Consider the following 13,269-nt stretch of genomic DNA (forward strand, 5'->3'; position numbering starts at 1 on the left):
CACCTTATGAGCGCGTTGCGCACGGATTGCAGGGCTGGCCGGGGTTAAGGAAGGGTGGACCGCCGCGGGCCCCTTTGCTCTAATAACAGCCATGACACAATCCGACGCTCGAGTCGAGGGCGGACGTTCCGGAGCCCTCGACCTCATTCTGCGTATCTGGACGATGCTCGGGTTCGCCTGTGCGGCCGCCATTATCGCTATGGTGGTGCTTGGCGCTCTGGGTACTTGGGGCCTTTACCTAGGGTCTGTGGCTCTGCTCGGAGGGCCGACTGGATTCTTCTGGTTGGCGCGGCGCGGTGCTCCCGTGCGGGTGCTGCCATTATTGCTGCCGTTTGCCAGCATGATGGCCGGTGCCGTTGGGTTGCTGGTGTCGGGCTGGACGTTCATGATGCTGGTCCGGCATTGATATAGCTGCGGATTCCTTGGGCTCACCCCACGCTCAGGGCAGATCTCCGGGCTCGGCGCGGGTCCGATTATCGCACGCGCTGCTTGGGCGCTGACCCGGCATCAGACTTTCCAGAAGCATGCCCAACTTAGCCGCGCAGCGCCGCCGAGAGCACGGCCGACAGGCGCAGGAGACCCGGTTTGGCTTCGAAGCGCGTCAGCGCCTCACCCAGCCGGTGGGCGGTGCGATGGTCCGCGAACCACGCCGGAGTCGGGCGGACCCGAAAGGGTGCGTATACTACCGAGCGCTCAGGGTGGTCGAACATGAACGTGTTGTGGACCACGCCGCGGCCGGAGCGGATGTCCTCCAGCGGATGGCCGGGGAAGGCGCCCCACGTGGGGCTCGTCATGCCGTAGCTCACGCCAGTCCAGACGTTTATGCCAATGTTGCCGTAGCGCAATCGTTCGATGGCCGAGTCCAGCTTCTTGGCATAGGCACGCTGGGTTTTCGGGTGGATGAGGATTACGCAGGAGAGCGTTCCCCAACAGGCTTCGTTGGCAAATTCCACCATCGCTTCCAGAAAGGAGGCGGGGGTCGAGGCTGGCAGGCGAGTTTGGGCGAGGATGCCGCAGAAGGCTTCGTTGGCGAGGGCGAATTCCCCCGGCTCGGCCGGCACGCCCGGGATGAGGGTCCAGGGTGTGGCGCTGCTCGAGCGTGGGTCAAGTGCTACGGCTTGGGGATAGTGTTCTAGAAACCGTGCGTACCGCGCTTGCGCTCCAGGGTAATACGCCTCGCGCGGTGGGATCGCGGCCAGTGCTTGCGCCACCTTCTTGAAAAAAACCTCACTCTGGGGCCAGCGCTCGGCGACGGCGAGCACCTGCGCCGCGTTGCAGTTGAAGCTCGCGTTGTTTGCCACCATGGCGGCGACGTGGCGAGCCTGGTAGGCGAGGTCTGTGTCGCTCCACGGTCCCGGTACTGCCAGGACCGGCGTTACGGCCCCAAGTTCGCTGCTGATCGGTTTGTCGACCAGGGGTTCGCCCGCTGCTTTGCGCCGGGCTTGCTCCTTGGGATCGGCGCCCCAGAGGATGGCGTCGTGCGTTTGGTTCGAGCCGGTTATGTGGATCGTATCCACTTTCTCATGCTGAACCAAGTGACGGCCGACGTTCGCCCCGCCACGGATCACGTAAAACACACCTTCGTCGATCAGTGGTCGGAACGACGCCTCCCAATAGGGCTGTAAATAGGCATTGACCGGGCTCGTCTTGAGGATGACGACCTTGTTTTCCACGAAGAGCTTATAGAGCGCGTCCATGGGGCCGATGGAGGAGACGTTGCCGGCGCCGAGAACGAGGGCCACATGGCCGGTCGGGAATTCGTCCGCAGCTTTCATCCGGTAGCTGCGGCCCTGGGTAGGCGCTCGGTCGGGTGCGATCCACACCTCCCCGTAAAAGCCGCGGAACAAGAGACGGTCCCACCGGCTGGTCGGAAAGACCCGAGCGACCCATTGGCCGTTGCGGCGCTGGCTCATCTCCGAGAGCTGGGGGCGGCCTCCCTGGGCCAATGCCTCGGCGAGCAGGCGTAGGTTACGGGTGGTGGTCAGGGGGCCACTCAGCCACTCCTCGCCGGCCCGCGGTTCGTTCGGGTCGAGCCCCTTGGCGCGGCACGCCGCCCGTACCCAATCCTTTGCCACGGCCTGCGTGCACGCGATACAGCGATCGAGCAGACGGATGCGCCGCTCAATGGGTGTGCGCACCCAGTCGTCCTTGCGCGCGGCAAGGCGTTCCAGCAACGTGTCCACCCGCTCGCTCGGCGTCGGGCTGACTTCCGGGGCATCGGCGGAGAAATTCGGTGAGTTCATGTTTTTGCGTAAGTGATCCGAGCGCATTACTCCGCACGAATGGAATTGATCGATTTTCAGAGAAGCTTATACTTTTCGGCTACAGCGCGCCTCACGGATTGCTGGCTACTAAGGCGGTTGTTGAAATAGCCACATATCGATCTGCCATAATTTTACGTAGCAACAATACGTTATGAGGCATCCTGGCGTGGCTCTTTCAACGCATTCCTTAGTATGAGTCGAAAAAACAAGCGTACCATGGCTATTGTTGCGCGCTTTATGATCATGGGGTTCCTGCTTTCCCTGCTTGGCGGGTGTGCAACCGCACCTCCGGAGCGATTTTCGCAAGTCACCCGGGCTTCGGTAGGTGAGCAACGCATACAACGTGTCAGTCTCGTTGCCAGCAATTACTGGTTTAGACCGGAGCGGATTATCGTCAAAGCGGGCGTTCCAGTCGAGCTATCCGTTCGGAAGGAACCTGGAATCATCCCGCACAGCTTTGTAATCCATGCGCCCGAAGCCGGTATCAACGTCAATGTTGAGTTGAATATAAAGCCTAAGGTGATTGATTTCGTGCCGCAAAAGGCAGGAATTTTCGAGTTTTATTGCGATAAGTCGGGCTTATTAGAGAGCCATAGAAAAATGGGAATGACCGGGATTATCGAGGTTACTCAATGAGCAAGATACGGCTGTATTTTTCACTAAATTCGCTCTAAGATCAGCCAAGTGGTACTTATCGAATAAATTTAGAGTTTCCTTAAAAATCCCAGCTTAGCCGCAGAGTCGTTCGAATGTTCCCTGTGCGATCTTGGCTTACACCGATATTGAAGTATTCCAGTGTAGTATTAATGGGGTCAATCCACCAATAATTTTTTGGATCGAGCCTCTTTTTCAGGTAATAACGTGCTTCCCCAATTATCCAGCCAACGCCGGTTGTTACTATAAGATCCTGCGTACTGGGCTGCTGAGCCCAGGATTCATAAAAGTATTCCCAGGTAAATGAGGCGCCGAAGCTGAACGCGATACTTCCAGGAACTCCAAAGTGGGCCTCGCGGGCACGCAAGTACGTTTCGGAGCCCCAAAGCGGATGAAGCACGAAGTTGAATAACAGTGGGTCATCATCGAATTTCGGTGGAGATGTGAAAGCTTTGACGAAATTATCGGCGCTTGGACTGTTTTCGAGGATGCCAGCAGCAACAAAACCACCGAAGCCTATTGCCATAAAGCTCAAACTATACAAAACTGGTTTTTTAAAATCGATTTTAGGTGTGGACTGTTGTTCGGCCATGTTCCCGAATGGGTTTCGGGTAGCGGGAGTCGTACCGGTCGCTTTACGCGGCTCGCTCTCGATCCTGTCGTGCTTTTCTTGAGTCGCGCCGTGAGTCTCCTCCTCAAAGATCGCGTCTGGAGAGCCGCTCAGTACTGTCGATACCGCATTCCGGCGGACCATAAAACGCCTGATGGTCATATCGCCGTGGTCGAAAATGAGCGGACAAGTCGCCGATGTTTTCGATACCGAAGTGATCACCGGTTCCGGTACGCTGCGGTGTTCTGCGGAGTTTTGGAACGGTAGGGCGGCGTGTGCTGAACTACTGATGCCCAACACGGCGTTCAGCAACTGAGCGCGCCACCACGTGTGCTTTCCCTTTCGACCCATGTTTTCTGGCCTTCTTGCTCCTCGTTATGGAGGTCTTAGTGGACAAAGGCGTGCAGGCTCCAGCGGAAAGATGCGAGATTGGCGCCGCTGAGAACGAAAAATATCGGCGAATAAATCTAATTAAATTAGCCATGCTGTAGCCTTGTCGATACAAGCTCACAATATCCTCGCGCGATGGGTTTGAAAAATAAGAACCGCCTTCTTGAAGGCGTTTAGTGCTTTTCGCAGCTTCTAGATTTTCGATAATTGATGTAAAGAGCTTGCATCCCAGCAGGTTTATCTGTTCATCCAAGGAGAAAATATCATGTTTTTTTGTTGTCACAATCGGAGTTTGGCCGAGAATTGCACCAGCATCGATCCGACAATCGGTGATCTCGTGGGCCGTCACCGCAAATCGGCAATTATTATTGAGGGCACAATAGAGAATTGGATGAAGCCCTCGACAAAAAGGTAATGGAGCAGGGTGGAAATTAACAACTCCGTGCTTGGGGAGTCTAATAAGAGGCTCCTGTAAAATCTGATCGAAATAATAAATAGCAATTAGATCGATTGCTAATGCATTCAGCTTTTGCTTAATCTCCGGATTATTGATGTCGATTACTCGGAGATAATGAATCCCAAGATCTTCGCATAGGTTTTGAATGGATTGGTAATGTGGCTTTCGACCAAGACGTTTTGCCATCCAGGTCGAGCATTTGGCAAGATGGCGATGAAGAATGAAATTGTAGAATAAATAAGCGGTAAACGATAAGCCCGACCGCCGTAGATGTTTAAATGTCTGAGTGAGGAAAAACCGCCAAGAACCACGGATAGGATCTGTGGTGATGACGATTTTTATTTCATCTTTGTGCCGTTCCAAGATCGACTGAATCGCCTTGGCGCTGGAAAAGCTTTCGATGTTAAACAGCGCTATTTTCATAAGTCACCGCTGCTTATTTCTTGCTGAGTTGGATCCAGGGCGAAATCGAAATCGAGAGTGCCATTCATGGCGGCTTGGCCTAAAATTCGGTCAACCCAAAGCGGAGTGGGTGGGTGGTACTGGATAGCGAGGATGTCCCTTAGGCTTTGGTTTAAGGGATTGGCGGTTAAATAGGAAACCCCGCCGCAGAGCTCGGCCAGCGCGGTCACAATACCGGGGAGCTCGCGGCAACAGTTCTGCTTTAGAGCGAGGGCCTGGGGTAAGGCGCTTACATCGAGAATGTCGTCTTTGGCGAGCAGTTGCGCGAAAAGAGACACCGTTGCTTCAAGGTTCAGGTACTTGGCATATACCTCGCCAAACCGTGTTTGCAGGTGAGGAAGCTCCGAGCGGTAGCGAGTGCCGCCGTCGTTCGTCGGTATCGTCGACTGCTGTACGTGTTGACTCGCGTACTCGAGTGCGCGCCGAGCCACACCGAGATAGACGGCGCTGGCCGACAGACAGAACCACATCAGGCTGGCTTTGAAGATGCCCGAGTCATCGCTGCCTGCGCTGGTTTTGTGCATGACCAATCGAGTGGGCAACAAGCACCCGTCCAAGACGAGCGCATCCGATTCTGAAGCGCGCATGCCCATGAACTCCGGGCCTTTTTGAACTGAAAGACCGGCGGAGGCAGTGGGAAGCAAACCGACGATCAAAGTCTGCGGATCGATTTGAGCATGCAGGCATGCGAACTGCGCTCGGCCGATTAGGCTGCAAGGCACTTTGCGGCCAGTCAGTAAATACCCATCGTCGACTTGAGCCGCTTTCGTATTGGAACGCACGAGACAGCCGCCGAGGTTGGGCTCGGCGAAGGCTGAGGCCACGATGCTGTTTTGCTGAGTGATTGCCTGTAGAAGCATCCAGGATAGATCGCGTGTTCTTTTCCAATGTTCGACGATCATTCCTAAAGTAAAAATATGCATCGTCGTTGCAATGGCGATGCTAGGGAAAACATAACCCAGTTCATGCTGAACGGCACAAACATCGGCAATGCTCGCCCCTTGACCACCGAATTGCTTGGGAATCGCTAAAGTGAAATAACCGCAGTCGGTTAGAGCAGCCATGCACTCCTCAGGAATACTGGTATGCTCTTCCTCCAAGGAGCTTTTCCTAAGTCGCTCCACGACGGTATGAGGGAGGTAGGCTTCAATGGCGTTCCACATGCTTTTTGCCACGATGACCTCCGCTTCCTCTGAAAGTTAGCTAATTAAATTCCTTTGTAATTTCGGCGAAAGCTGGGGTCCAGTAAAATCAAGCTGAATACTGACCTTCGCCGGATTAATCAGCTCCCTATAAAGCCTTGCTTGCATATTCTCGAGCGCTTTTGTTAATGCGCTGCTCACACCAAAACGTGAAACTGCGTAGGAGTAAAGGCGTTGTGTGCTTGCTGATAAAAGCGAACTCGGGTTTTCTGCAGGTATGGATATTGAGATAAGGCCGGAAACACTCGAGCGCTTGCCGCACCATCTCGTAGTTCCGTGGCAAGCTTTTTCTCATAATGGGCAAAAAGAAACGCTCGAATACTTGGGGGTCGATGATCGTGACTTCTCCTCGAGGAGTGAGTCCCGCCTGTTGCCTCGCCCTATTTACCGTGCGCTTGCCTAAAGAGATGACCGTTTCCAAGGTGGGTGCGTGGATGCCCGAGCAGGCATAAACGGTCTTGCCTAAACTGTGTGATGGGTTTTTCAAGCTCCAAATAATGGCTTCGGTGACTGTATCTAGAGAGACGATATCAAGACGAGCGTCGCCGTTGCCAACAAGAAAGGGAAGTAAATTATGATTGTATAAGTAAACTAGCTGATAAATGCTGAGGAAGCGGCTGACTGCGCCATCCGACTGTCGCCCCATCACAATACTCGGGCGGATGACGGTAAATGGGAGTCCCGAATTCTTTACCTCTTCTTCGGCGAGGTACTTGGAATACTCATAAGCGTTATTGAAGTCGGACAAACTCGGAATTTTATCCGGTTTTTTTTGTAAGGTGTCGACAAAAGCTGTCGATATATAAACGAAATTCTGCAGACGAGGTGCATATCGTTTGGCGAAGTCAATCAGCTCTGCAGTAGCTTCTGTATTGCTCCGAAGTGCATTTTGCTCGCTTTGGTTCCAGCGCACATCGGCAGCGCAGTGGATTATAAAATGGGCGTTTTTGAAAACCTCCTTCGGATCCGCAAGCCCAAGATTTTTTTGCTTGAGATCAATAGGAATGAACGGGAGGTTTGAACCCGCAATAGGCTGATTGCTACGCCCGAGTGAAAGGATAGGCCGAAGCTTTGCCACTTCGGGAACGATGGCGGAGCCTACCAGTCCGCTGGCACCTGTAATAATGGCATTCCCGTAGCTCATGACACCCTCAACTGTTTTTCGATGTCTTCTAACATGCCGTGACAGTTTTCCTCCAAAGCCTGGATGGCGATGGGGGTTAGGATATCCTCGATCGAGGGAATGCCAATGCGGAAATTCATAAGCAAGCAAACTCTTGTTTGTCCTGCTTCATTATAAAGCTGCCACGATCCATCCAGACTCTCAAGATCACCTTCCAACTGGCGGAAATCGATTCGTGCACGACTGGCGTCGTAGTGATCTATCTCGGTCCACTCCATAACGGAATCACGCAAGGTGGCCGACCATCGGGAAACGGTCCATTTCGGCCGTTTATCTTCGAGTATTGTGACCTCGTTGACCGACGGCATGAAATTCGGATAGCATGAAATATCTGAGACGATCTCCCAGACATCTTTAATGTGGCGAGTGATGCTTCGATTGACTTCAACGAGTGCCATAATAAGCACCTCTTTTATGAGGATTCCTGCAATGTCCTGCAATGATGCAAGGCTTGCTGTAAAACACCGTGCATGTAATCCACGTCTGAGCGCTCAAGACAGTAAGGAGGCACAAGTCTTAGCACAGTCGGGTTTGACAGGCAGGGGCTGAGAAGTAAACCCGTTTTCAAACAGTATTCCAAGGTTGTCGCTGCATAAATATTGGAAGAAAAGTGCAGCCCTCTCATGAGACCAAAACCAGTACAGGCCGATAGCACATCGGAGAACTGGTTGTGCAAGTGCTCGAGCGCGCTTTCAATCCAGGCGCCTTTCTGCTCCACGTCCGGTAAAAAATTCTTTGCTTGGGCGATCTCGGTCACGGCGATCACAGTTCTGCACGCCAAAGGATTCCCACCATAGGTCGAGCTGTGTAGGTAGGGGTTGTGATCGAAAGGAGAGAAGGCCGATTCGCTTGCTATGAGCGCCGAGACGGGAACGATTCCGCCGCCGAGTGACTTGCCGGCTAGTACAATGTCTGGCTCGATGTTGCTGCGTTCAAAAGCCCAGAGCCTACCGGTTCGACCGAGCCCCGACTGGATTTCGTCAGCGACCAACAAGGTGCCGTACTGCCGGCACAGCTTATAGGCCGTTTGTAAAAAGGCCGGTTCGACGGGGTGGATTCCGCCTTCTCCTTGAACAGCCTCCACGAACAAGCCTGCGATATCCCCGGTGGCCAGAGCGGTTTCGAGTTCGATCGCGTTCTCGCGCTCAATTCTCACCACATCTTGCAACAGCGGATGGGCGTCTGCTTTAAACCCTGCATGGTCGGTCAGAGACAGCGCACCGGCGGTTTTCCCGTGATAAGAGCCGCTAAGGTGCGCTAGTTTTTTTCTTTTTGTCTTGAGACGGCAAAGTTTGATGGCCGCCTCCACGGCTTCGCTACCCGAGTTGAGGAACATGGCTTTCTGTAAATGCGAAGGGGCCAAAGCCACTAGGCTTTCTAAGGCCACAGCCAGTTCGGCGTGGCAGAGGACTCGGCTTGTGCCCGATAAGCCGTCGCTCAGCAGGTCCTGGAGGGCGGTCAGGATTTTCGAATTGCCGTGACCGAACATGAAAAGAGCAAACGATCCGCAATCGAGGAAGCGCTTTCCTTTATGGCCCGTAATCCACGCTCCCCCGGCCGCCCGTTCGTATTCTCCTGCGCCGGAAACCCCGTAGACGATTGCCCAGCCCTTGGAACCGTAGGTTCTGATCTCTTGCAAGAGTGACTGATAGTCCATGTCCGGGCCGGATCGCAAATGCGAATGATTGAGAGAAGACTGATTATAACAAGAGTGTAGCTAATATTCTCTGGTAGATGCGAGATGCCTCGAGCGCCCACGGGATAGCTGTGTCAAACCCTCCAGTTCCAGCTCCTGAGCTATGCTGGACCGGCTTATCGCCGAACAGGACCGTGCTCAGCACGGGCGCGCTCCCGGTGCAGGGCCGGTCGAGGCAATGGGAGCGGCTGGGAGCCAGAGCTGTTCCAGGCGATGCGCCGTAGGCGGACTTGAGGCCGGCATGGCTTGAGCACGAGCCGCCTTGCACACAGGTTTGCCGACAGCGGCGCAAATCCCTATGCAAACCGGGGCCTGATGGCTGCGCGTACGCGAAGCGCTTTACCCGCTCGCGCAAGCGCACTCAAGAGCTGCAGGACAGCATTGAACACCCGGCGCGCTGACGCGCCCACTCGGGGCGTTTGGCGGCAAACTGCTCTTTGTCCGGTTGCTCGTCGTACGGATGGCGCAAGAGTTCCAGCAGCTCATGGAGCAGCGCATAGTCGCCCTGCTCGCACTGGTCGATGGCGAGTTGGGCGAGGTAGTTGCGCAATACGTACTTGGGGTTGACCCGGTTCATGCGCCGCCGCCGTGCCTTGGCATCGTCGGCGCTCTCGGCGCCTAGGCGTTCGAGGTAGCGGCGCAGCCAGGCCGTGGTACGCGCCCTGTGCTCGCCGGTCAGCGCCTCGGGCGCGTAATAAGCGGGCAGCAGCGGCTCGAGCAGCGCCGCGTCGCTCACCTCGTGTGCCCCTGCGCCAGCGGGGCTGAGCCGGGCGAGATTGCGGTAAAAGAGTGTCAGATCGGTTTCGAGGAGCTGCAGCACCTCCAGTAGTTCGTCGATCAGCGGCTTGTCCCGAGCGGGATCGACCTGGCTGAGCCCGAGTTTGCTCGCCATCATGGCCAGCCAAGCGGGTCCGTATTCCTTGGCGTAATTGGCGATGGCCTGCTGCAATGGCTCGACTTGACCGACCACCGGCAAGATGGCGTTGGCGAGCTGAGTGAGGTTCCACAAGGCCACCTGCGGCTGCTGCTCAAAGCGGTAGCGCCGGCCGACGGCGTCGGTGGTGTTGGGCGTCCAATCCGGATCGTAGCCTTCCAGCCAGCCATATGGGCCGTAATCGATGGTTTGGCCGAGAACGGACATGTTGTCGGTGTTCATCACCCCGTGCACGAAGCCGACTCGCATCCAATGCACGACCATGGTCAGGGTTCGCCGGCAGACCTCCTCGAACCAGGCAATGTAGGTCTGTTGGCTCGCCTCTCCGAGGTGGGGGAAGTCCGTGCGGATGGTGTAGTCCAAAAGCTGGCGCAACAGCCGCGTATTTTGATGCGCAGCGAGAATTTCGAAGTGGCCGAAGCGCGTGAAGCTCGGTGCCACCCGGCAGACGATGGCGCCCGGTTCGAGGGCGGGACGGCCGTCGTAGAACATGTCGCGCATCACTTGTTTGCCGCTCAGCACCAGGCTCAGCGCGCGGGTGGTGGGCACTCTCAGATGATGCATGGCCTCGCTGCAGAGAAACTCCCGCAGCGACGAGCGCAGCACGGCAAAGCCGTCGGCCTCGCGTGAATAGGGCGTGGGTCCGGCGCCTTTGAGCTGGAGTATCCAGCGTTCACCATGCGCGTTTACGACCTCGCCGAGATTGATGGCGCGCCCATCGCCGAGCTGGCCGGCCCAGACACCAAACTGGTGCCCGCCGTAGCAGGTGGCGTGCGGGTCCATGCCCGGCAGCAGACGGTTGCCGGCGAATACCTGAGTGAACACCTCGCTGCGGCAGTCGGCCTCGGACAGATCGAGCAGCGCGGCGACTTCCCGCGAAAAGGCGATTAGACGCGGGGCGGTCGCGGGCTGTGGCGACACCCGCGAGAAGCAGGCACCGGTTACCAGGCGCCGCTGGTTATGGCTGTGTGGGTCCGCCGGCAGCTCGCGGGTGAAGCGGTTGTCGAAAACGAGCCGCTCCAGGGACGGGGTTTGCAACTGAGTATTCATGAAAGACCGCATTGGTTGTAAATGCCTACTGTAACAGTAGGCCAGCCCATAAAGGGAAGAGCCTTTAGACTGCGCTGCGCGCGGGACGGGATAAAATGGCCATCATTTGAGCTTGTGGGACTTGCGCGTCTGCGGTGAGGCAACCTGGGGGGGCTTGAGGGTTGCAAATTCCACGCGATTTCGCCCTCGGCTTTTGGCGCGGTAAAGAGCTTTGTCCGCCGCCTCGAGGAGGCGACTGGCGGACAAGGCGGCATCCGGCTTGGCGCAGACAAGGCCGATGCTTACGGTTACATAGCTTGCGGTTTTTGAATCCTGGTGCGGAATGGCCAGATTCTCGACCGCGCGGCGCAGCGTTTCCGCCGTGTCTTGCGCATAAGGGCGCTCCACCTGGGCGAGGACGACGACGAACTCTTCTCCGCCGTAGCGGGCCGCCAGATCCCCGGCGCGCCGAGCTGCCCCGGCAATCACTGCGGCAATTTTCTTCAAGCAGGCATCTCCGGCTTGATGCCCGTATCGGTCGTTGTAACCCTTGAAGTGATCGATATCGATGAATAGCAAAGCGATTCGAGCGTTGCTCCGCATGAGTTGGCGCCATTGCTGATCAAGAAACTCGTCGAAATGACGGCGGTTGGCCAATCCGGTCAGACTGTCACGAATGGACAGCTCCCTAAGGTAACCTTCCGCCCACTTTTGCTGGGTTACGTCTTGCCCATACGCGTAGATGATGCCGCTCTCGGGGATCGGTGTGAGGACGAAGGAGTAGATCGCCCCATCTTGCTCGATCTCCAGCGACCGATGGCGACCGTCTTTGAAAATGCGAGTCACCACGGCACGCCATTCCGGTGGCGCCAGGATCCCGTCGGCGTCTTGGATGAGGCCGAGGAATCGTCGTGCCGGGCCGTTGGCGTAGCCGACGGTCAAGGGGTTGTCGATCCGCAGCACCGGCATCGGGTTTTTATCCGGAAACATGGCCAGCGTGCGGATACGTTGCTCGGTCTTCCAGCGTAAGGTCAGCAACCCAAAGAGCGTAGTGCCGGCAATGATGACGGTGAGGGCAAGCGCCCCCATAAATAGATCGCGCGTCGTGTGGTAGGCGGCAAGCGCCTCGTTTTCATCGATTTCAGTCGCGAGCCCAATCCCGAGCGGCTTGTCCCACAGCCATGCGCCGAGCACCCATACTCCTCGGTAATCCCGGTAACCAATAGCAGAGTGGCCAGCGGCTTGCTGGACGATAGCCGAGCGGGCCATCAGTGTTGGCGGACGCTGCTCGATCGGTACGGTGGGCACCTCGCCCCGCGTCAGATCGACGCCTGGATTACGGATCGAGACAGTGAGTATGCTCGATGCATCCTTGGGGATGAGGCCGATTCTGCGCAGTTGGTCGGTGAAGCGGCTTGCGGTGAGCATCCGCGTCTCCCGATCGAAAAAATAGGTTTCCCCGGATGCGCCGATGCGGCCGACGTGGGCCACCTCGCTGAAGCTCAGCAAGGGGTCGATTCGGATCATCAGCGCCGCAAGAATAGAACCGTTGGCTGAGGTGATGGGTGTCGCGGCAAACATGGCGGGTCGCAAAACGGTCGAGTGGGTTCCAGGCTTCGATTCGGCTTTAATCGGAGGGATGAGCACAGCCTCGCCAGCGAAGAGACGGTTCATGAGATCCGGGCGTTGGCGAGCGATCAGGCGCGCCGTGGTCGCATCTTTCTCTTTCGAGGTGAGGCCCCTCAAGGTGGTGTCGATGATGAAATAGTGCCAAGCGCCGTTGCCGCTTAGGAGTTTGTCTAGATGAGCCGATATAGCGAGGCTTGTGGGGGCTGCGCGATGGAGGGGGCGCTTGGAGGCATCCGGAGCAGAGCCTACGAGCGCTCTTAACTCACGGTTGCCGGCGATGTGCCGGAGTTGCTGCTGGCGCTCGTTGGCCCAGATTCGCAGGGCTTCGTGGCTGGCCCGCAGCGTGGTTTCAAGGCTTTGAATCACCTGCTGGCGCAGCGTGGATTCCACCCGTGTCACGATGACGATGCCAAGCACCGCCACGGCCACGAGGGGGAAGGCGACGAGTGCGCCGGCCATCGCGTCGCGCCACCAGGTGCGGCCTGCCTTGAGCAGGCTAGGTTGATTCGCCTGCGGGCCTATTGCGGCATTCACAACAACCCAAAATCAGCGCTTGAGGGCGCATCGAAACGGCACGCAACCGACTTCACGCTGAAGGGCGTGCCCTTGTCGGTCAGCGTGGGCTTGAGCCGTTCCGCGGTGATCGCCTCGTCACCGCGGGAAAGACTCTGCTGCATTTCGAGAACTATAGCACAATCCGCGATTGCGCCTGCTCAGCCAAGCGGAACCAAGGCCACACCCGGAAACGACTCTGGTACA

At 56.7% G+C, this 13,269-nt stretch carries 12 protein-coding genes; 2 read left to right on the forward strand and 10 right to left on the reverse strand.

Annotated elements, in window-relative coordinates:
- Window positions 1-91: 91 nt before the first annotated feature.
- Entirely contained in the window at window positions 92-406 is a 315-nt protein-coding gene (locus NB231_RS13690; RefSeq protein ID WP_005003922.1) for a hypothetical protein, read from the forward strand.
- A gap of 127 nt (window positions 407-533) precedes the next feature.
- On the opposite strand, the gene NB231_RS13695 is transcribed toward NB231_RS13690, so the two are convergent.
- Window positions 534-2,243 carry an aldehyde dehydrogenase family protein gene (locus NB231_RS13695; RefSeq protein ID WP_156777022.1) on the reverse strand — a complete coding sequence of 570 codons (1,710 nt, stop codon included), beginning with the start codon at window positions 2,241-2,243 and terminating at the stop codon, window positions 534-536.
- A 213-nt stretch (window positions 2,244-2,456) separates the two neighbouring features.
- On the opposite strand from NB231_RS13695, the gene NB231_RS13700 reads away from it, so the two are divergent.
- Window positions 2,457-2,900 (forward strand): cupredoxin domain-containing protein, encoded by a 444-nt coding sequence (locus NB231_RS13700; protein WP_156777023.1) that lies wholly within the window; start codon window positions 2,457-2,459, stop codon window positions 2,898-2,900.
- A gap of 79 nt (window positions 2,901-2,979) precedes the next feature.
- Here the strand turns inward: NB231_RS13700 and NB231_RS17045 are convergent, their stop codons facing one another.
- The 9 genes from NB231_RS17045 to NB231_RS18745 form a co-directional block, all read right to left on the reverse strand.
- The gene (locus tag NB231_RS17045; protein ID WP_050756115.1) at window positions 2,980-3,840 is read right to left on the reverse strand and encodes a DUF3943 domain-containing protein; all 861 of its coding nucleotides are present in this window, start codon (window positions 3,838-3,840) and stop codon (window positions 2,980-2,982) included.
- Window positions 3,812-4,798, reverse strand: a complete 987-nt coding sequence (locus tag NB231_RS17050) for a formyltransferase family protein (protein WP_005003926.1) — start codon at window positions 4,796-4,798, stop codon at window positions 3,812-3,814. The genes NB231_RS17045 and NB231_RS17050 overlap by 29 nt, the downstream gene beginning before the upstream one ends.
- Window positions 4,795-6,012: an acyl-CoA dehydrogenase family protein gene (locus NB231_RS13715; RefSeq protein WP_156777024.1), complete on the reverse strand. Its 1,218-nt coding sequence runs from the start codon at window positions 6,010-6,012 to the stop codon at window positions 4,795-4,797. Before NB231_RS13715 ends, NB231_RS17050 begins: the two co-directional genes overlap by 4 nt.
- A gap of 115 nt (window positions 6,013-6,127) precedes the next feature.
- A complete protein-coding gene (locus NB231_RS13720; protein ID WP_005003929.1) occupies window positions 6,128-7,183 on the reverse strand; it encodes an SDR family oxidoreductase in 1,056 nt (351 codons plus the stop codon).
- Window positions 7,180-7,620, reverse strand: a complete 441-nt coding sequence (locus tag NB231_RS13725) for an aromatase/cyclase (RefSeq protein ID WP_005003930.1) — start codon at window positions 7,618-7,620, stop codon at window positions 7,180-7,182. Before NB231_RS13725 ends, NB231_RS13720 begins: the two co-directional genes overlap by 4 nt.
- Before the next feature lie 14 nt (window positions 7,621-7,634).
- Window positions 7,635-8,879 carry an aspartate aminotransferase family protein gene (locus NB231_RS13730; protein WP_005003932.1) on the reverse strand — a complete coding sequence of 415 codons (1,245 nt, stop codon included), beginning with the start codon at window positions 8,877-8,879 and terminating at the stop codon, window positions 7,635-7,637.
- Window positions 8,880-9,279: 400 nt separating this feature from the next.
- Window positions 9,280-10,902, reverse strand: a complete 1,623-nt coding sequence (locus NB231_RS13735) for a protein adenylyltransferase SelO (protein ID WP_005003934.1) — start codon at window positions 10,900-10,902, stop codon at window positions 9,280-9,282.
- Window positions 10,903-11,004: 102 nt separating this feature from the next.
- Complete coding sequence (locus tag NB231_RS17055; RefSeq protein WP_005003937.1) at window positions 11,005-13,044, reverse strand: GGDEF domain-containing protein; 2,040 nt, start codon at window positions 13,042-13,044, stop codon at window positions 11,005-11,007.
- A complete protein-coding gene (locus tag NB231_RS18745; protein WP_005003938.1) occupies window positions 13,041-13,187 on the reverse strand; it encodes a hypothetical protein in 147 nt (48 codons plus the stop codon). The genes NB231_RS17055 and NB231_RS18745 overlap by 4 nt, the downstream gene beginning before the upstream one ends.
- Between the last annotated feature and the right edge of the window lie 82 nt (window positions 13,188-13,269).

The organism is Nitrococcus mobilis Nb-231 (assembly GCF_000153205.1).
GTDB classification, from domain to species: Bacteria; Pseudomonadota; Gammaproteobacteria; order Nitrococcales; family Nitrococcaceae; genus Nitrococcus; species Nitrococcus mobilis.

What these genes read in the sequence shown, in the direction of transcription:
- NB231_RS13725 (WP_005003930.1), bottom strand. Translation starts at nt 7,620, where the DNA reads ATGGCACTCGTTGAAGTCAATCGAAGCATCACTCGCCACATTAAAGAT.
- NB231_RS17050 (WP_005003926.1), bottom strand. Translation starts at nt 4,798, where the DNA reads ATGAAAATAGCGCTGTTTAACATCGAAAGCTTTTCCAGCGCCAAGGCG.
- NB231_RS13700 (WP_156777023.1), top strand. Translation starts at nt 2,457, where the DNA reads ATGAGTCGAAAAAACAAGCGTACCATGGCTATTGTTGCGCGCTTTATG.
- NB231_RS13735 (WP_005003934.1), bottom strand. Translation starts at nt 10,902, where the DNA reads ATGAATACTCAGTTGCAAACCCCGTCCCTGGAGCGGCTCGTTTTCGAC.
- NB231_RS13730 (WP_005003932.1), bottom strand. Translation starts at nt 8,879, where the DNA reads ATGGACTATCAGTCACTCTTGCAAGAGATCAGAACCTACGGTTCCAAG.
- NB231_RS13695 (WP_156777022.1), bottom strand. Translation starts at nt 2,243, where the DNA reads ATGAACTCACCGAATTTCTCCGCCGATGCCCCGGAAGTCAGCCCGACG.
- NB231_RS13720 (WP_005003929.1), bottom strand. Translation starts at nt 7,183, where the DNA reads ATGAGCTACGGGAATGCCATTATTACAGGTGCCAGCGGACTGGTAGGC.
- NB231_RS18745 (WP_005003938.1), bottom strand. Translation starts at nt 13,187, where the DNA reads ATGCAGCAGAGTCTTTCCCGCGGTGACGAGGCGATCACCGCGGAACGG.
- NB231_RS13690 (WP_005003922.1), top strand. Translation starts at nt 92, where the DNA reads ATGACACAATCCGACGCTCGAGTCGAGGGCGGACGTTCCGGAGCCCTC.